The following is a 17,827-nucleotide window of genomic DNA, read 5'->3' on the forward strand; positions in this document are numbered from 1 at the left end:
TCGAGTCCTAGCCAGTCACTCGCCCAGGTTGGCCAGCCCAGTGCCGGCACACCAGCACGTCGAGTCGCGCCAGGCGCTTGGTCATGCGCAGGATGTGCGCGTCCTTGCTGATCAGGGTGGCACGATGCGCCACCGCCAGATCGATGAATTTCTGATCGTCGACGTCATTGCAGGTCACAGGCGCCTTGGGCGCCCGGTCCACCACGTACACCTGAGCGTCGAAGGCGCTCAGCACGGTCTCGGGCGCAAGTGCCTGGCGAGTCAGTCGAGAGGCGATCTGCGGGTAGCCCAGCACACGCGACAGCTCCTCGCGCATGGCGTCGGTGGCCAGCCAGCCCACGCGCATGGCGGCCAGCGCTGCGCGCAAGGCCTCACTCGCGGGATCATCAAACACGAACAGATCGAGCGCGATGTTGGTATCGAGCACGAGAGGCGTTCGGACCGGCACCGGCAACTCCTGGGTCAAGGCTGTCCGGTGTCAGCCGGTTGCACACGGCGGGCCGTCAGGTCGAAGCGGAACAGGCGGCATTCGATCGGTCCGTTCCACAGCGGCACCCGGCGCGACTCCTTGAACCGCATCTTGCCCGGCAGCTTGAGGTCAGGCGTGAGCAGCCAGGCGGTCCAGCCAGCGTAGTGGGTTTTCCAGTGCGCCGCGAGTTGCTGGAAGAAATCGCTGCCGTCACCGCCATCGGCCATCTGGGCGCTTTCTCGGCCAACGCGCTCAGGTTCGCGTTCGCCCCGGTCCGGGCCCGCCTCCGACGCTCTGCCACCGCCCACGCTGAAGGTGCGCGGTGCTCTGGAGCCTGCGCGTGCCGCCGCGCTTTCACCCGCCACACCGGCCGCTGCGATGCGCTCACCGTACGGCGGGTTGAGCAACAGCAGACCCGGGCGATCCACTGGTGGCTGGCGCTGCAGAGCGTCGCCACCACGCAACTCGATGGCTTGGGCCACCCCCGCGCGCTCGGCGTTGCGCTGGGCGAAGTCGACCATGCGAAACGAGACGTCGCTGCCGAACACAAGGGGCACATGGCCTTTGGGCCAGTCGCGGATGTTGCGCTCGGCTTCGTCCTGGATGGCGGTCCACACGTGGGGCTGGAACGGCACCATTTTTTCAAACGCAAATCGGCGCAGCAGGCCGGGCGCGATGCGCAGAGCGATCTGTGCGGCCTCGATCACCAGCGTTCCGCTGCCGCAGCAGGGGTCGTACAGCGGGGTGATGTCGTCCAGCGCCTCGGCCTCGCCACCGTTCCAGCCGGTGGCGGCGATCATGGCGGCGGCCAGGGTTTCCTTCAGCGGCGCGTCGCCCTTGTCTTCACGCCAGCCGCGTTTGAAAAGCGGCTCACCCGAGGTGTCCAGGTACAGCGTGAGCTCGTCGGTGGTCAGGTGGGCATACAGGCGGATGTCGGGCCAGGTGGTGTTCACACTCGGGCGCTCGCCGCGCTTGGCGCGGAAGCGGTCGCACACCGCGTCCTTGATCTTGAGGGCGGCGAAGTTGAGCGACGTCAGCGGACTGTGCTGCGCGGTGATTTCGACCTTGATGGTCTCCTGCGGCGAAAACCAGATCTCCCAGGCCACATCGCTCGCTGCGTTGTAGAGGTCTTGCTCGTTGCGGTAGCCGCCATGCCAGAGCTGCACCAGCACCCGCTGCGACAACCGGCTGTGCAAATTGAGTCGCATGGCCTCGCGCCACGACGCCTGCACGCCCACACCGCCACGCGCCTTGAACGCCAGCGGCTCGCCGGTGATGCGCTGCACCTCATCGGCCAGGAAGTCTTCCACGCCGGCGGCGCAGGGAAGAAAGAGCTTGAGCTGGTTCACAGGGATTTCCGGAGATTGGCTGGCGCAATGCGCAGCGCTTCACGGTACTTGGCCACGGTGCGGCGCGCGCACTCGATGCCCTGCTCCTTGAGCAAGTCGGACAGCTGGTTGTCCGACAGCGGTTTGGAAACCTCTTCGGCGGCGATGAACTGCTTGAGCAGGGCGCGCACCGCGGTGCTGGAGGCATTGCCCCCGGTCTCGGTGCCAAGCGAGGAGCCAAAAAAATACTTCAGCTCGAAGGTGCCAAAGGGCGTGGCCATGTACTTGGCCGTGGTCACCCGGCTGATGGTGGATTCGTGCAGGCCCAGCTCATCGGCAATCTCTCGCAACACCAATGGGCGCATGGCCAGCTCGCCGTGCATGAAAAAATTGCGCTGGCGCTCGACGATGGCCGAAGACACGCGCAGGATGGTGTCAAAGCGCTGCTGGATGTTCTTGATGAACCAGCGCGCCTCTTGCAGGCGCTGCTGCATGGCGGCATGACCGGCCTCGGTGCCGTTGTCCCTGCCGCCACGGTTCTGGCGCATGGCGTTGGCGTACACATCCTGCACGCGCAAGCGGGGCATCACCTCCGGGTTGAGCTGCACCTTGAAGCCGCGCCCGGCGCGCGTGACCAGCACATCAGGCACGACGATGTTGCGCTCCACGTTGACGAAGCGGCGGCCGGGTTTGGGCTCCAGGCGCGCGATCAGCGCCAGCGCGGCGCGCACCGTTTCGTCATCGGCGCCGCACAGGCTGCACAGACGCTTGATGTCGCGCTTGGCCATGAGCTCCAGGGGCTGGGCGCAGATGGTCAGCGCCGCGCGCGCCTCGGGGCTGTTGCGCAGTTCCTCGATCTGAAGGCGCAGGCACTCGCCCAGGTCGCGCGCGCCCACTCCTGTGGGCTCCATGTGCTGCAGCAGCTGCAACGCCACACCCAGGCGCTGCGCCAGCTCTTCACGTGCCTCCAGATCTTCGCCAGCGTCGCCGACGTTGGGCGACGACATGCGCAACCAGGCCTGCGCCAGATCGCTCAGGGGGTCCTCAAGGTACCCATCTTCATTGAGCGACTCGATGAGAAAGTACAGGGCAGCGCGGTCTTCGTCGTTCAGGCGCAGGCAGCGCGCCTGGTCGTGCAAGTGGTCTTGCAGACTGGTGGCCGCACGCGCCAGCTCGGCTGCGCTGGCGGTTTCGTCGTCGCCCGCGTTGTTGAGGTTGTTGGTGCGCGCCAGCGCTTCGCCACCCCATTCACCGTCGTCGGGCGCCATGTCGACCGAGCCGTCACCGTCCCAGCTCTCTTCCAGCGGACTGTCGCCATCGACCCGGCTCTCCACACTGTGATCGCTGTCGGTGCTCTCGGCGCTGCTGATCCGGTCGGTACTGGGCGCATCGGGCGGCAGCGCGGACGCCTCGGCAATCTGTTCACCCGCGCTCACCACAGCATCGGTCTGCTCCAGACCAAAGGCCTCTCGATCGGCCTGCTCGTCGGTGCGTTCAAGAAACGGGTTCTCGTCCAGCATCTGCTCAACCTCCTGCGCCATTTCCAGCGTGGAGAGCTGCAGGAGGCGGATCGATTGCTGCAACTGCGGCGTGAGCGCCAAGTGCTGCGAGACGCGGAGAGACAGGCCTTGCTTCATACGACCTCCCCCCGCCGCGCTGCGCACGACCCCCCATGAGGGGGAAGCACCCTGAGGCCCGGCAAAGCCGGTTCCTCAAGTGCCTTGAATGGCGTGACCTCCGCTGGCCAAGCTGACATGAGCGACATGACGTTCTTCACATCCGGAAGTGCTCACCCAGGTAAACCCGGCGCACGTCGGCGTTCTCGACGATCTCGGCCGGTGTGCCGCTGGTGAGCACATGACCTTCGTTGATGATGTAGGCCCGGTCGCAGATGCCCAGGGTTTCGCGCACGTTGTGGTCGGTGATCAGCACACCGATACCGCGCGATTTGAGGAAACCGATGATGCGCTGGATCTCGATCACCGCGATCGGGTCGATGCCGGCAAACGGCTCATCGAGCAGGATGAAGCGCGGGTTGGTCGCCAGCGCGCGCGCAATCTCCACGCGGCGGCGCTCACCACCCGAGAGAGCAGGCGCCGGCGAATCCCGCAGGTGGTCCACATGCAGGTCGGCCAGCAACTGGTCTAGCCGCTTCTCGATCTCGGCCGAAGGCAGCGAACGGCCCGAGGAATCGGTTTGCAGCTCCAGCACCGCACGCACGTTCTCAGCCACTGTGAGTTTGCGAAAGATCGACGCTTCCTGAGGCAGGTAACCCAGGCCCAGGCGCGCGCGCTGGTGAATCGGCAGCTTTTCGATCGCCTGGCCGTCGAGCAGGATCTGGCCGGCGTCTGAGCGCAGCAGGCCCACCAGCATGTAGAACGAAGTCGTTTTGCCCGCGCCGTTGGGGCCGAGCAAGCCGACCACCTCACCCTTGTCGACAGCGAGCGACACGTCCTTGACCACCAGCCGGCTGCCATAGGCCTTTTTCAGGCCATTGGCCACCAGGCGGCTGATCTCCTCAGAGCGGTAGGGGCTGGCAACCTCCGCGTCGGATTCGGGCGCCCTCACGGGCGACCTTCACCCAGCTGACCGCTGGGTTTGAGCGGGGCTGGTGCCTCGGGCGGTGAAGCCGGTGCCTCGCCATCCTTGGGCACCGGCGTGAGCATGGCGCGCACCCGACCGGTGGGGTTGGCCGCGGTGCGATTGGCTGGGCCGCCGTCGACGGTGAATACGTCGGTCGCGTTGTTGTAGGCAATCACCGCGCCCGCGGTCTCGTCGTTGACCGCAGCGCCTTTGAGGCGACGCAGCACGGCGTTGCCAACAAAACGCACCGTATCGGCCCTGCTGTCGTATTCGATGCGCTGGGCGGTGCCTTCGATGAACTCGTCCACGCCGTCTCGCTTCTGGCGGAAAAAGGCCGGGTTGCCGTTGACGGTACCGAACTGGTTGCCTTGCGCGTCCTGCTTCACCTCGACCCGGGCGCCACGGATCACGATGCTGCCCTTGGTAATGACCACGTTGCCCGTGAACACGCTGGTCTGGCGCGCGTCGTCGTAGCGCAGCGCGTCCGCCTCTGCATTCATGGGCTGGTTGCGGTCGGCTTTTTCAGCCAGCGCAGCCCCCATGCCGCCCACGCTGGCGAGCAGCAGCGCGGCGAGCGCCAGCGAGGATCGGAGACAAAGGGTCAGGGGCATCATAGGTAGGGCACGAAACTTGCATTCATTGTAACGGCGTGTGAGCCGCTGCCACGATCCCTGGCGTGACTTTTGCAGGCTTGGTCCGGTCGTCAGCCCCATCAAGCAGCGGGCCCGCACTAGGCGGGCCCAAGCCGGTGTCCAACGCGAGGTCAGCCCTTGCGAACCTCAGCGATCAGCGCTTCGGCCACCACGATGGAGCGCGGGCCCTGACCTGGTACGTAATAGCGGCCCGCCACACCCAGGGCCGGCGTGCCTTCAACCTGGTACGCATCCTGCAACTGCGCCGCACGCTTGGATTTTCCAGCGACCGCAAACGAGTTGTAGAAGCCTTCGAATTTCGCCTTGTCCACCCCTTGCGCTGCCACCCAGGGAATGATGGCCTCGGGTGTGGTGAGGCGCTGTTTGTCAACATGAATGGCGCGGAATACCTTTTCGTGCAACGCCTCGACCTGGCCCATGGCCTCCAGGGCGTAGTACAGCTTTTGCATCGGCACGAAGGCATCGCTGAACGCCACGGGCGTGCGCTTGATCGCCACGCCCGCGGGCTTTTTCTTGATCCAGGCCTCCATGACCGGCTCGAAGTTGAAGCAGTGGATGCAGGTGTAGGCAAAAAACTCGACCACCTCGATCTGGCCCGCCGGGCTGTCCACCGGTGCCGGCTTGGGCAGGCGCACGAAGTCGGTACCCTCTTTCAGACCCGCCAGTTGCGCGTGGGCGGTGCCGTGGCCCAGGGCGGCGAGCCCACCAGCGGCCAGCAGGGAACGGGAAAAATCGCGACGTTGCATGGAATCAGACTCCTTGAAAGAGATATTTGGGGCGCTGGCTCGCCCCAAAGGTTCCCTGGGCGGATGCCAGGGCTGTGAACAGATCGAGCTTCAGCGCTGCACCCGGACCAGGGCAGCTTCCATGCCGTTGACCTCGAGCTGCTCGCGCGTCAGGTCGGCCAGCGCCTTCTGGTTGAACGGGCCTATGCGAACCCGGTAGACCGTGCGCCCGGACTGCTCGCGTTCGCTGACCAGCGCTTCGATGCCGAGCATGGCGAGCTTGGCACGCTGCGCCTCGGCATCGTCGGCCGTGCGGAAAGCGCCCGCCTGCACAAAATACAGGAACGGGTCAGCGCCTGGGCCAGGCGCTGGCGCGACGGGCGCCACCGTGGCACTCTCACCGGCCTTGGCCCTGGCGAGGTCACCCAGCGGGTCAGCCGATTCGGTGGGCGCCGAACCTGGCTTGGGCAGGGCAAGACCGTCGGGCGAAGGCACGCTGATCGCACCCTCTGAGGGTGTCGCTGGCGCGTTGGGGGTGACGGTGGCGGTGCCCGACCTGCCGTTGAGCACAGCGTTGGGGTTCCAGCCCTTGTTGCGCTCGGCCTCGGCCGCGTCCTGCGCGGGGTTGCGCGACACGCCGCGGTCGACAAAGGGCACGGGCACCTTGGTCACGTAGATCGCCACCCCCAGAGCGGCGCCCAGCCCCACCAGCAGGCCGACCACAAAACCCAACAGGGTGCCGCCGCGCACTGCGCGAGGTGCTTGCTTCTGCATCTTCATCAAAAATTCCCGTTCACATTTTGAGCGGGGCGCTCACGCCCAGCACGGCGAGTCCATTGTGCAATACCTGTGCGGTGGCCGCGACCAGGGCCAGGCGTGCCGTTTTGACGTGCTCGTCATCGACCAGGATGCGCTCGGCGTCGTAGTAGCTGTGGTAGCTCGCGGCCAGCTCGCGCAGGTAGAAGGTGACGTCGTGCGGCGCGAAATCGCGCGCGGCGTCGGCCAGCATCGCCGGGTATTTCGCCAGCAGCAGCATCAGTGCCTGCGCAGCCGGAGTGTCGAGCGGCGTCAGGTCGGCGTTCTTGAGTGCTGCGATCTCACCACCCCAGGCCGCGAGCACCGAGCAGATGCGCGCATGGGCGTATTGCACGTAGTACACCGGGTTGTCGTTGTTCTTCTGCACCGCCAGGTCCACATCGAAGGTGTACTCGGTATCGGGCTTGCGGCTGAGCAGGAAGAAGCGCACGGCATCCTTGCTGGTCCATTCGATCAAGTCGCGCAGCGTCACGTAGCTGCCCGCGCGCTTGCTGATCTTCACTTCCTCTCCGCCCTTCATCACGCGCACCATGGTGTGCAGCACGTAGTCGGGGTAACCGGCCGGAATGCCCACGTTGGCCGCCTGCAGGCCGGCGCGCACGCGAGCGATGGTGCCGTGGTGGTCGGTGCCCTGGATGTTGATGACCTTGGTGAAGCCGCGTTCCCATTTGGCGATGTGGTACGCCACGTCGGGTACGAAGTAGGTGTAGCTGCCGTCGCCCTTGCGCATGACGCGGTCCTTGTCGTCCCCGTAGTCGGTGGACTTGAGCCACAGCGCGCCATCCAGCTCGTAGGTCTTGCCGGCGTCGCGCAGCTTTTGCACCGTGGCATCGACTTTGCCACTGGTATACAGGCTGGACTCTAGGTAGTAGTGGTCGAACTTCACCGCGAAGGCCTGCAGGTCCAGGTCCTGCTCGTGGCGCAGGTAGGCCACGGCGAACAGGCGGATGTCGTCCAGCGCGTCCACGTCACCGCTGGCGGTGAAGGCGCGGTCGTCGGAGTGCACGGTCTTCTTTGCCAGGTAGTCGTTGGCGATGTCCTGGATGTAGTCACCGTTGTAGGCCGCCTCGGGCCATTCAGCGTCGCCCGGCTTGAAGCCCTTGGCGCGCAGCTGGGTGGAGGTGGCCAGCGTGCCGATCTGCACCCCCGCATCGTTGTAATAGAACTCGCGGTGCACCTGCCAGCCCTGGGTGGCGTAGAGATTGCAGATGGCGTCTCCAAGCGCGGCCTGACGACCGTGACCCACATGCAGCGGGCCAGTGGGATTGGCCGACACAAACTCCACCATGAGCCTCTGCCCGTTGGCTGGCGCCTCGCCAAAACACGGCCCCGCCGCCAGCACCTCGTGCACCACCCGCTGCTTGGCCTCGGGCTTGAGGCGGATATTGATGAAGCCGGGCCCGGCGATGTCGATGTCGGCCACCCACTGCTGGAATACCGGCAGCGCCAGCAAGGCCTCGCGCAGCTGCTCACCCAGCTGGCGCGGGTTGAGCTTGAGCGGTTTGGCGAGCTGCATCGCCGCGGTGATGGCGAAGTCGCCGTGGGCCGCCACCTTGGGCGACTCGAACGCCGCCTTGGCACCGGCCCCCGGGGACAGCACGTCCAGCGCCGTGGCCAGGCCGGCCAGCAGGTCTTGTTTGATCTTGAGCATAGGGGACTGATTTTAGGTTCTGGGGAAGATTGACCTGGCGCTGGTGCGCAGCGCCCGCATCGGATACCGTTCGGTGCATGACCAGCACCTCACCCCCCAACCGCCGCCGCTGGCTCGGTCGCTTGCTCGCGCTGGGCGCTGGCACGGCCGCTGCGTCCGGCGTCAGCCAGTCCGCCACTCAGCCAGCGCCCCTGCCTGGCGACGAAGCGCCGCACAAGATCGTCTACCAGCTCAACCGCCACGAGCCCGAGTACCAGGAAGCCATCTTCAACTCGATCAGCGCCATGCTGAAAAAATATGTGGACGACGTCGCGATCGCCGTGGTGGTGTGGGGCCCAGGCATCCACCTGCTGGCCAAAAAACCCCAGCGCCCCGTACCCGAGCTGCACCAGCAGCGCGCCCGCAGCATGGCCGAGGCTTACGGCGTGCGCTTCATTGCCTGCGGCAACACCATGCACACCGTGGGCTGGACCCAGGCCGACATGCTGGACTTCGCCCAGGTTGAGGAAGTGGGTGCGGCGGCGGTGATGGAACTCCAGGAGAAAGGCTACGCCTACCTGGCCTGGTGAGCCAGGCCAAGCATAGGCCAGCGGCAGAAGCCTGAGCGTCCCTCAGCGTTGAGCCACCGCCATCGGCGCCAGATGCGCCAGTGCCGCCGCCTTGACCGCCGCCGTCAACCGCTGAGCCGAAGGCGACTCGCGCGCCCAGTGTTGCCAGTAGAGCACCACATCCACCGTGGCGCCCGGCAGCAGCTCGACAAGGTCTTGGCGGTGTGCCAGCGTCTGCTCGGGCACCATACCCCAACCCATGCCCTGCGCAATGGCCACTTCAAAAGCATCCACTGCGGGCGCGAAATGGCGCGGATAGCGCGGCTGGCGCAGGCCGAAGTGTTGCTCCAGGAAATCGTCTTGCAGTGCGTCTTTGCGGTTGAAGATGATGGCGGGCTGGGCCAGCAACTTGTGTGGCGATACCGCGCCCGCCGGCGTGCGGCAGCGCTGAACCACGGCGGGCGCCGCCACACAGCGGTAGCGCATCACGCCCAGCGGTTCGGCCACGCAACCGCGCATGGGCTGGGCCAGCGTGGTCACGCAGCCCATCACCTCGCCGCTCTTGAGCGCATCGTGGGTGTGGTCCTGGTCGTCGATCACGATGTCCAGCAACAACCGATGCCGATGCAGCACCGGCGCCACGCCGGGCAGAAACCAGCTCGCCACCGAATCGGCGTTGATCGCCACACTGAGCGACTGCCAGCGCGCCCCTGCGCCCGGCGCCCCACCGCCTTGCAGACCGCTGAGCACATCGGCCTCCATCATGCGCACCTGCTTCACATGGGCCAGCAGCGCCTGACCGGCCGCGGTGGCGCGCACCGTCTTGCCACGCACCAGCAGGCGCTGGCCCATCTGGTCTTCAAGCGCTTTGATGCGCAGCGACACCGCCGCCAGCGTGAGCGACAAGGCCTTGGCGGCCGGGCCGAAGCCGCCGTGTTCGATCACGGCGGCCAAGGCATCGAGCTGGCGGGCGTCGAGCATGGTGGGTTCTGCGGTTTGGTTAATTTCTATTGAATCAAATGAATTTTAAATTAACCTGATTTAACTTAGTGCAGAAAGCGGGCACACTGCGTCATCTGCTGAGGCCAACCCGACCCGCTCAGCGCCCGAACGCTCGCCTCCCGAACCGGTATCCGCCATGTCATTCGCCCTCGCATCTTTCCCCACCTTCACCGCCGGCATGGTGCTGAGCATGTCGCTCATCATGGCCATCGGTCCCCAGAACGCGCACGTGCTGCGCATGGGCCTGCAACGGCAGCATGTGGGGCTCACGGTGGTGGTGTGCATGCTGTCCGACATGGTGCTCATCGGTATCGGCGTGCTGGGCCTGTCGCAGCTCGGCGGCCTGTCGGACAAGCTGATGGGGGCACTGGTGGGCGCTGGGGCGCTTTTCCTCACCGTCTATGGCTGGAAAGCCTTTCACCGTTTCCTGCACCCGCAGGTGCTCAATCTCGACCCCGCAACAGCTGAAGCCACCAGCCCGCCGACCACCAGCCGGCGCCAGGCGGTGCTGGCTGCGCTCGCCTTTTCCTGGCTCAACCCACACGCCTGGCTCGATACCGCAGTGCTCATCGGCACCGCCTCACTGGCTTATGGCGCCAGCGCCAACGTCTTCGGCATGGGCGCCGCCACCGGCTCGGTGGTGTGGTTTGCCGCCCTCGGCCTGGCCGCGTTCTGGCTCGGCCGCCGCCTCAACTCGCTGCATCTCTGGCGCGCACTCGATGGCGCCGTGGCACTCATGATGTGGGGCACGGCCGCTTTTCTGTTGAAAAGCCTGTTCTGACGCCTCGTTGCGCCGGACCAGCTGCGACAAGCCGCAGTGGTTAGAGGCCCTGGGTGACGACCAGATGCGAACGGGTGGTGCGCTCGCGGATCGCCCGCAGCGGCGCGTACTCGGGTGAGGTCCACCAGGCTCGAAAGCGCGCCATGTCGGGAAACTCCAGGATCACGCAGCGCTTGGGCGACCAGCTGCCTTCGAGCACTTCGGTCTCCCCGCCGCGCGCGAGGTAACGGCCGCCGTGGGCGGCGATCGTCGCCGGCACCTGCTGCCGGTACCCCTCGTAGCCTTCGCTGTCGATCACTTCCACGTCTGCAATCACGTAAGCCGCCATGGCACTTCTCCGGTGTGTGGACAAGCCGCCATGATCACACAGGCTGGGTGGACGCTGCACCGACCGTCGCGCTACAGCTGACCCTCGGTCAGCGTGTCGAGCTGAAAGCGCCCGCTCTTGTCCCAAAGCCAGGTGTCGGTGTAGGTGACCGTGCGCGGGGGCGTCGGGTAAGGCGCAGCGGCGCGCACGATTCGCTCGATCTCCACCACCACCTCAGGCGCATGGCTGGGCGCACGCAACCAGTTCATGCGCCCGATCTCGCCGCGTCGGTCGATGTCGACCTGCAACACACCGATCGCATACAGGTTGGGCTGCATCACCCCTCTGTAGATGCGATCGCGGTTCCGGGCGTAGAGGTGGCTGGCGACCGCCCTTCGATACTCACGCGAAGCAGGGGAGTCTGGAGCGCGGCCGATAGAGGAAGGGGAAGGGAATGAGCAGCCGGCGATGAATCCGGCAACACCCAGGCCGGCAGACATTCGCAAAAACTCACGTCTGAACACGCTGATGGAGATGGGTCGAGCAATCATGAGAGATCCCGAAGAAAGAAGCGTGGAGCAGTCAACCGCCTGAGCATGCGCAATTCAGGTCTGCGGTGGTGCAACAAAGTGTCTGATCCTGAGTGGACGGCTCGCCGTTCCAGCCTGGGTCCGACTTCCATCAACGCTGCGCCCCCGTCCAGAAGTCCGCCTGCCCGTAGTGGTGCTTCAGAAAGTCGATCCACAGGCGCACCCGCAAGGCCAGGTGTTTGCGTTGCGGAAACAAGGCGTAGATGCCGTTGGGCGGAGCGGCGAAGTCGTCGAGCACGGTTTCGAGTCGGCCCGCGGCGATGTCGTTTTCGACCTCCCAGGTGCTGCGCCAAGCGATGCCGACACCAGCCAGGCACCACTCATGCAAGACTTGGCCGTCGCTGCAGTCCAGCGGGCCGCCAGGCTTGAGGTGGATCACCTCCTGGCTGCCGCCTTCTTCATTCCTGATCGCAAACGCCCAGCCGCGCGTCTGTGACGCGTCGCTGCTGAGCGTGAGACAGTCGAAGCGCACCAGATCGGCTGGGGTCAAGGGTCGGCCGTGTTGCTGCAAATAGGTGGGTGTGGCCACGCAAAGGCGGCGGTTGTCGGCCAGACGCACACTGACCAGCGACGAATCGGGCAAGTCGCCCACGCGCACCGCGCAGTCGTAAGCCTCGCCGGGCACGTCGACCACGCGGTCGCTCAAATTGAGCGAAATCGTCACCTCGGGGTGCAGCTCGCGAAAGCGCGGCACCAGCGGCGCCACGTGGCGGCGACCGAAGCCGGCCGGCGCGGTGATGCGCAGGTGGCCGCTGGCCTTCACCCCGCCCGCGCTCACGCTGGCCTCGGCGTTGGCCAGATCGGTCAGCAGGCGCTGGCAGTCCTCAAGGAAGGCGCTGCCTTCATGGGTCAGGGTGATGCGCCGCGTGGTGCGCACCATGAGCTTGACGCCCAGGCGCGCTTCCAGGGCATCAAGCCGGCGCCCGATGATGGCCGGCGCCACACCTTCGGCCCTGGCCGCTGCGGTCAGGCTGCCGCGCGCGGCCACCGAGACCAGGGTTTCGAACTGCTTGAGTTTGTCCATTTCAAGGCAGATTACCCTAGAAAATAGGTGCAATCAATCGCAAAACCTACGCATTCTTCACTGAAACCGATTCAGTGGCCCCCGGCGATGGTCGGCTGGCTGGTTCCCAGACAATCCATGACCCTGCTGATCCCTCAACGGGCCGATGGCGGCCTGCAACGCCGCCAGGGACCGGGCATCGCGGTGCTGGGTCTCCAGCAGGACTTGATCCCCCTCGGCAGCGGCGGCTGCCATCAAAGCCCAATCATGGAACGGCAGCTCGGCTGGTTAACCCGCAAGAGCCACTGGTCGAGAGCATCTGCGGCGCGCAGGTACCGAAATGGCAGACATCAGCTTGCGCCAATCTGCGCGTCCTGCCAGTCGAACTCCTCGCCGTCGTACTCGGTCTGCAGCGACAGGTCCCCCTTCAGCAGACGGTTGCGGAAGGACTCGATTTCTGAGCCAAACCGGGTCTCCCAGCTGGGCGCCATCACGAGCCGCACCGCGTCGGGCGACTCGAGCCCGACTGCGCGGTGACTGCCGGGTGTCAGTCGGCCATGGACAAAGTCGTCAATCGCCGAGGTGACGCAGCGCCCGGAATCGGCGACAGCGGAGGCCACAAACACCTCGGGATCGCGCGCCACCCAATCCAGCACGTTGCCGATCTGTTTCATGGGCCCCTCGCGACAAGCCTGGCTCACGCCCGCTCGGCCACCGTCGATCATGGCGAAGACCAGGTCGGCACCGGCACGCTGCAGGGCGCTGGCCGCACGGTAGGCCAGCTCAGGGTCGTGCTGCCCACCACAGAACAGGGTGAGGAACCGGCACGGTCGGCCACTCGCACGCAGACCGTGGGCAAACGCCGCCCGACCCTTGAGCCCGGGTCGCACCTTCTCGCCAGACAAGTGGCCGACGACACCGCTGGTGGTCGCAAGACCGGCCAGCACGCCCGCCAGAAACGCCGACTGCTCTTGCAGCACTTCCACGCTCGCTGTGTTGAAACCGGTGAAGCCTCCCTGGGTGATCGCGAACTGCGTGCCTGGAAACTCGCCATGCACCGCAGCCACTGGCAGATCGCCCTGCCCTCCGTGGGCGACGAGCAGATCCGGGCTGCTGGTTGCGCAGATCGCACGCAGGGCCCGGGCCCGCTCATCAGTCGACACCGGCTCCACCCAATGCACGGCCACCTCATGACCCAGCGCACGCGCACGCTCGGCACCCGCCAGTCCAGACTCATTGAAACTGCCTTTCCCCTCTGGGCCGAACAGCACCACTGCAATCTGTGCAGCCTTCACAGGGTCGCTCCCGAGCGCTTGACCACCGGCGCCCACTGTTCGCCTTGCCGCTTGATGAAGTCGGCAAACCCGACAGGCGATTTGCTTTCCAGCTCGAAGCCCATGGCCTGAAGCTTGGCCTGCACATCGGGCTTCGCCAGAATGCCACCGAGCGCCTCGACCAGCCTCTTCGCCACCGGCGCAGGTAAGCCCGCAGGCGCGGACACTCCGACGAAGTTTTCAGCCACCAGCTCAGGCAGCCCCAGCTCCACCACGGTGGGCAGTTCGGGTGCCAGCGCGACCCGTTTGGATGACGTCACCGCGAGCAGCTTGAGCTGACCGGTCTTGAGGAACTGCAGGTTTTGCGGCAAGGCATCGATGGCGACTTTGATCTGACCACCGAGCAGGTCCGAGCGCATGGGGCCAGCGCCTTTGTACGGGATGTGCTGCAACCTCAGTCCACTTTTCTGCGCCAGGATTTCGCCGACGATGTGCCCCACCGATGCCGCGCCACCACTGCCGAACGGCACAGGATCGGGCTGCGCCTTGGCCCAGGCCAAAAAGCTTGCGAAGTCTTTCACTGGCAGCGAAGGGTGCACGACCAGGACCGTGGGCACGTCGCCCACATAGGCCAGGTGCTCAAAGCTGGCAATCGGGTCGTAGGTCGGCTTTTGCATCAGGGTGGGCGAAATCGACATGGGGGACGAGTTGGACATCAAGAGCGTGTAGCCATCGGGCGCGGCGGCGGCCACGTGGCCTGCCCCGATCGTGGAACCCGCTCCAGGTCGGTTCTCCACCACCACCGGCTGGCCCAGCGCCTCTCCCAGCAATGGACCGATCAGGCGAGCCACCAGGTCACTGGAGCCTCCCGGCGGGAAAGTGACCACCAGGCGAATCGGCTGGCTGGGCCAGGTTTGAGACAGGGCGGGCGCGGAAATGACCGGCAGGGCCAGGCAAGCGAGGGACTGGGCGAGCATGCGGCGGCGGCTTGCCATGGCGAGTTCCTTCAGGAGTCGAGGATCGGTGAATACAAACAAGAGTCTATGAGGGACGCAAGAGGTATGCCAGCCCTCGGTAACCCGCCCTTCGCCTTCGGAGTCGTCGGATCAGCCTGGCCCGCTCAGCTGCGCAACCTGCGCCTCGCTGTAACCAAGTGCCCCCAGCAGCTCCGCGTTGTGCTCACCCAGCCGTGGAGGGCTCAGGCGCACGCCGGGGCGCTGGCCGTCGAGGGTGAGCGGGAACAGCACGGTGGGCGCGGTCTGGCCGGCGCGCTCGCCGTCGGGTAGGGTGATGGGCGCCAGACCGCCGGTGGCGTTGAGGTGGGGGTCTTCCAGCAGGTCGTGCGGGCGGGTGATGGGCGCAAACGGCAGGCCTTCGCGCTCGAACACCTCGGCCAGTTCGGCGGCGCTGCGGCCGGCCAGGCGCTGGCGCAGCTCGGGCACCAGCCAGGCACGCTCGCGCACGCGGTGGTTGTTGCTGGGCAGGCGCGGGTCGGCCTTGAGATCGTCGAAGCCGAAGGCCTTGCAGAAGATGTCCCACTGGGTGTCGCTCACCACAGCCAGAAAGATCTGCTCGCCGTCCTTCACGCTGAACACGTCGTAAATGCCCCAGGACGAGATGCGCTCAGGCATGGGCGCGGCGGGCTGGCCAGTCACGGCGAACTGCATCATGTGCTGCGCGACGAGGAACACGTTGTTTTCGAACAGCGCGCTCTCCACCTTCTGGCCCAGGCCCGTGGTTTCGCGCGCTTTCAGCGCCGCCATCACGCCGATGGCGCCGAAGAGGCCGCCCATGATGTCGTTCACGCTGCTGCCCGCGCGCAGCGGGTCGCCGGGGCGCCCGGTCATGTAGGCCAGGCCACCCATCATCTGCACCACCTCGTCCAGCGCAGTGCGGTGGTCGTACGGGCCCGGCAGAAAGCCTTTGTGGCTGACGTAGATCAGGCGCGGGTTCAGCTTTTTCAGGCTCTCGTAATCGAGTCCAAGCTTCTGCATGGTCTCGGTCTTGAAGTTTTCGCTCACCACGTCGGCGGTGGCGATGAGCTTGAGCACCGCCTCCTTGCCCTCGGGCGTGTGCAGGTCCAGCGCCAGGCTCTTCTTGTTGCGGTTGAACAGCGGGAAGAAGCCGGCGCCCGAGCCGAGCAGGCGGCGCGTGTTGTCGCCTTTCAGCGGCTCGACCTTGATCACCTCGGCACCCAGGTCGCCCAGCACCATGCCACAGGTCGGGCCCATGACCATGTGGGTGAATTCGACGACGCGGATGCCGGCGTAGGGCAAGGGATTCGGTGCTGAGGTGGTCATGGGCTCACGGGTATTTCGGTGTTCGTGGAAGGCGACCATCCCTTGGGCAGACCCGCCAACGGCGTCATGCCGTGCAGGGGCTCCCTGGGCAGTCCTGCCTGCAGCGGCGCGCGTGCGGCCAGCAGGCGTTCCATATCGACGCCGGTGCGCACGCCCATGGCCTCGAACATGAAGACCAGGTCCTCGGTGACCACGTTGCCGCTGGCGCCAGGCGCGTAGGGGCAACCGCCCAGGCCGGCCAGCGAGCTGTCGAAGCTGCGCACGCCTGCCTCATAGGCCGCGAGGCAGTTGGCCAGGCCCAGGCCCCGGGTGTTGTGCAGGTGAGCGGCCCCGGCACGGTCACCAAGCTCCGAGCGCAGGCGGGTGAACAAACGGCGCACCTGGGACGGGTTGGCCATGCCGGTGGTATCGGACAAACCCACCTCGTCCACCCCCGCGGCCACGCAGTCCAGCGCCAGGCGGATCACGTCGTCTTCGCTCACCGGGCCTTGCAGGGTACAGCCGAAGGCGGTGGACAGGCCCACCTCCAGCGCAGTCCCCGGTGCGGTGTCGCGCCGCAGCGCAGCCACGTTTCGCAACTCGTCCAGCATCTGCGCGCGCGTCTTGCGCACGTTGGCCAGCGAATGCGCTTCGCTGGCCGAGAACGGCACGGTGATCTTGTGTACCCCGGCGCTGAACGCTGCCTCGGCACCGCGGGCGTTGGGCACCAGCGCCATGATCGTCAGGCCCGGGCGCTGCGCAGCAAGGGTCAGAGCGTGGCGCACCACCTCGGCGGCGTCGGCCATCTGCGGCAGCAGGCGCGCCGGCACGAACGACGCCACCTCGATCTCGCGCAAGCCGGCGGCCACCAGCGCATCGATCCAGCGGCACTTGTCGGCGGTGGCCATGGTGGTCGACACCGATTGCAGCCCGTCGCGCGGGCCGACCTCGCTGATGAGCACGTCCGGGGCGGGATTTGGCAGCATGGCCGCATGGTACCGCGCGACCCCGGCGGCCGACTGCATTCAAAAAAGTCACAGGTCCAAGGTAGTTGCTGTTTTTAATGGCGAGCAAAGGTTGGAATAAAGTCAGCATCATGAAAAAGCCCCGCGCGGTCTTGTTCGATGCCTATGGCACGCTGTTCGACGTGTACAGCATTGCCATGCTCGCCGAGCAGCTGTTTCCCGGCCAGGGACAGCGGCTGGCCCTGCTCTGGCGCGACAAGCAGATCGAGTACACGCGCCTCATCACCACCAGCAACCACGGCGCGCACTACCAGCCGTTCTGGACGCTGACCGAGGCCGCCTTGCGCTACGCCATCAAGGTGGTGGCGCCCGCCGCGCGCACCGAGTGGGCGACCGGCGGCTTTGAAGACCACCACCGCGCGCTCATGGGCCAGTACCGCCATCTCTCCGGTTTTCCGGAAACGCGCGCCGTGCTCACGGCGCTGCGCGAGCGCGGCCTAGCCACCGGCATCCTGTCCAACGGCGACCCCGAGATGCTGGGCATTTCGGTGCGCAGCGCGGGGCTGGAAGAGCTGCTCGACCATGTGATCAGCGTGCACCCGGTGCGCCTGTTCAAGACCGCGCCCGAGGCCTACGCCCTGGGCCCGGCGGCTACCGGTGTGCCAGCGGCGGAGACACTGTTCGTCAGCTCCAACAGCTGGGACGCCCTGGCCGCCACCTGGTACGGCTACCAGACACTCTGGGTCAACCGCCAGAACGCGCCTTTTGAGGAGCTGGGCACCGCGCCACACCGCATCGGCAGCAGCCTGCGCGACGTGCTTGCCTACCTCGACTGACCTTTTCACCCTCGCCT

At 66.2% G+C, this 17,827-nt stretch carries 19 protein-coding genes; 3 read left to right on the forward strand and 16 right to left on the reverse strand.

Going from position 1 to position 17,827, the window contains the following annotated elements; all coding sequences use genetic code 11:
- Window positions 1-7: 7 nt before the first annotated feature.
- The 8 genes from QUV25_RS16500 to argS all read right to left on the reverse strand — a co-directional run bounded on the left by QUV25_RS16500 (window position 8) and on the right by argS (window position 8,225).
- A complete protein-coding gene (locus tag QUV25_RS16500; RefSeq protein ID WP_300865564.1) occupies window positions 8-466 on the reverse strand; it encodes a putative toxin-antitoxin system toxin component, PIN family in 459 nt (152 codons plus the stop codon).
- Complete coding sequence (locus tag QUV25_RS16505; RefSeq protein ID WP_300865565.1) at window positions 463-1,818, reverse strand: THUMP domain-containing protein; 1,356 nt, start codon at window positions 1,816-1,818, stop codon at window positions 463-465. The genes QUV25_RS16500 and QUV25_RS16505 overlap by 4 nt, the downstream gene beginning before the upstream one ends.
- Window positions 1,815-3,434, reverse strand: a complete 1,620-nt coding sequence (locus QUV25_RS16510; protein WP_300865567.1) for an RNA polymerase factor sigma-54 — start codon at window positions 3,432-3,434, stop codon at window positions 1,815-1,817. Before QUV25_RS16510 ends, QUV25_RS16505 begins: the two co-directional genes overlap by 4 nt.
- A 136-nt stretch (window positions 3,435-3,570) precedes the next feature.
- Window positions 3,571-4,365, reverse strand: coding sequence for an LPS export ABC transporter ATP-binding protein (gene lptB, locus QUV25_RS16515; RefSeq protein ID WP_300865568.1), 795 nt, complete (start codon window positions 4,363-4,365; stop codon window positions 3,571-3,573).
- Complete coding sequence (lptA, locus tag QUV25_RS16520; RefSeq protein ID WP_300865747.1) at window positions 4,362-4,922, reverse strand: lipopolysaccharide transport periplasmic protein LptA; 561 nt, start codon at window positions 4,920-4,922, stop codon at window positions 4,362-4,364. The genes lptB and lptA overlap by 4 nt, the downstream gene beginning before the upstream one ends.
- A 221-nt stretch (window positions 4,923-5,143) precedes the next feature.
- Window positions 5,144-5,779: a thiol:disulfide interchange protein DsbA/DsbL gene (locus QUV25_RS16525; protein WP_300865569.1), complete on the reverse strand. Its 636-nt coding sequence runs from the start codon at window positions 5,777-5,779 to the stop codon at window positions 5,144-5,146.
- A gap of 90 nt (window positions 5,780-5,869) precedes the next feature.
- The gene (locus QUV25_RS16530) at window positions 5,870-6,532 is read right to left on the reverse strand and encodes an SPOR domain-containing protein (RefSeq protein WP_300865749.1); all 663 of its coding nucleotides are present in this window, start codon (window positions 6,530-6,532) and stop codon (window positions 5,870-5,872) included.
- Between the two features lie 19 nt (window positions 6,533-6,551).
- The gene (gene argS / locus QUV25_RS16535) at window positions 6,552-8,225 is read right to left on the reverse strand and encodes an arginine--tRNA ligase (RefSeq protein WP_300865570.1); all 1,674 of its coding nucleotides are present in this window, start codon (window positions 8,223-8,225) and stop codon (window positions 6,552-6,554) included.
- Between the two features lie 77 nt (window positions 8,226-8,302).
- Between argS and QUV25_RS16540 the strand changes: the two genes are divergently transcribed.
- Window positions 8,303-8,794: a DsrE family protein gene (locus QUV25_RS16540; RefSeq protein WP_300865571.1), complete on the forward strand. Its 492-nt coding sequence runs from the start codon at window positions 8,303-8,305 to the stop codon at window positions 8,792-8,794.
- A 42-nt stretch (window positions 8,795-8,836) separates the two neighbouring features.
- On the opposite strand, the gene QUV25_RS16545 is transcribed toward QUV25_RS16540, so the two are convergent.
- Entirely contained in the window at window positions 8,837-9,754 is a 918-nt protein-coding gene (locus QUV25_RS16545; RefSeq protein ID WP_300865573.1) for an HTH-type transcriptional regulator ArgP, read from the reverse strand.
- A gap of 157 nt (window positions 9,755-9,911) precedes the next feature.
- Between QUV25_RS16545 and QUV25_RS16550 the strand changes: the two genes are divergently transcribed.
- Window positions 9,912-10,556, forward strand: coding sequence for a LysE family transporter (locus QUV25_RS16550; RefSeq protein ID WP_300865575.1), 645 nt, complete (start codon window positions 9,912-9,914; stop codon window positions 10,554-10,556).
- 40 nt (window positions 10,557-10,596) lie between these two features.
- Here QUV25_RS16550 and QUV25_RS16555 read toward each other — a convergent pair whose 3' ends face one another.
- The 7 genes from QUV25_RS16555 to QUV25_RS16585 all read right to left on the reverse strand — a co-directional run bounded on the left by QUV25_RS16555 (window position 10,597) and on the right by QUV25_RS16585 (window position 16,995).
- The gene (locus QUV25_RS16555) at window positions 10,597-10,884 is read right to left on the reverse strand and encodes a DUF1330 domain-containing protein (RefSeq protein WP_300865577.1); all 288 of its coding nucleotides are present in this window, start codon (window positions 10,882-10,884) and stop codon (window positions 10,597-10,599) included.
- Window positions 10,885-10,955: 71 nt separating this feature from the next.
- Window positions 10,956-11,363, reverse strand: coding sequence for a hypothetical protein (locus QUV25_RS16560; RefSeq protein ID WP_300865750.1), 408 nt, complete (start codon window positions 11,361-11,363; stop codon window positions 10,956-10,958).
- A gap of 181 nt (window positions 11,364-11,544) precedes the next feature.
- On the reverse strand, window positions 11,545-12,477 hold the full coding sequence (locus tag QUV25_RS16565; protein ID WP_300865578.1) for a LysR family transcriptional regulator: 933 nt from the start codon (window positions 12,475-12,477) through the stop codon (window positions 11,545-11,547).
- 329 nt (window positions 12,478-12,806) lie between these two features.
- Window positions 12,807-13,751: a BMP family protein gene (locus QUV25_RS16570; RefSeq protein ID WP_300865580.1), complete on the reverse strand. Its 945-nt coding sequence runs from the start codon at window positions 13,749-13,751 to the stop codon at window positions 12,807-12,809.
- Complete coding sequence (locus tag QUV25_RS16575) at window positions 13,748-14,725, reverse strand: tripartite tricarboxylate transporter substrate binding protein (RefSeq protein ID WP_300865582.1); 978 nt, start codon at window positions 14,723-14,725, stop codon at window positions 13,748-13,750. The genes QUV25_RS16570 and QUV25_RS16575 overlap by 4 nt, the downstream gene beginning before the upstream one ends.
- A gap of 111 nt (window positions 14,726-14,836) precedes the next feature.
- Window positions 14,837-16,030, reverse strand: a complete 1,194-nt coding sequence (locus QUV25_RS16580; protein ID WP_300865584.1) for a CoA transferase — start codon at window positions 16,028-16,030, stop codon at window positions 14,837-14,839.
- Complete coding sequence (locus tag QUV25_RS16585) at window positions 16,027-16,995, reverse strand: hydroxymethylglutaryl-CoA lyase (protein WP_300865585.1); 969 nt, start codon at window positions 16,993-16,995, stop codon at window positions 16,027-16,029. Before QUV25_RS16585 ends, QUV25_RS16580 begins: the two co-directional genes overlap by 4 nt.
- A gap of 110 nt (window positions 16,996-17,105) precedes the next feature.
- Between QUV25_RS16585 and QUV25_RS16590 the strand changes: the two genes are divergently transcribed.
- Window positions 17,106-17,810, forward strand: a complete 705-nt coding sequence (locus tag QUV25_RS16590; RefSeq protein WP_300865586.1) for a haloacid dehalogenase type II — start codon at window positions 17,106-17,108, stop codon at window positions 17,808-17,810.
- Window positions 17,811-17,827: the final 17 nt, after the last annotated feature.

Source organism: Hydrogenophaga sp. (genome assembly GCF_030373245.1).
In the GTDB taxonomy this organism is placed as follows: Bacteria; Pseudomonadota; Gammaproteobacteria; order Burkholderiales; family Burkholderiaceae_C; genus Hydrogenophaga.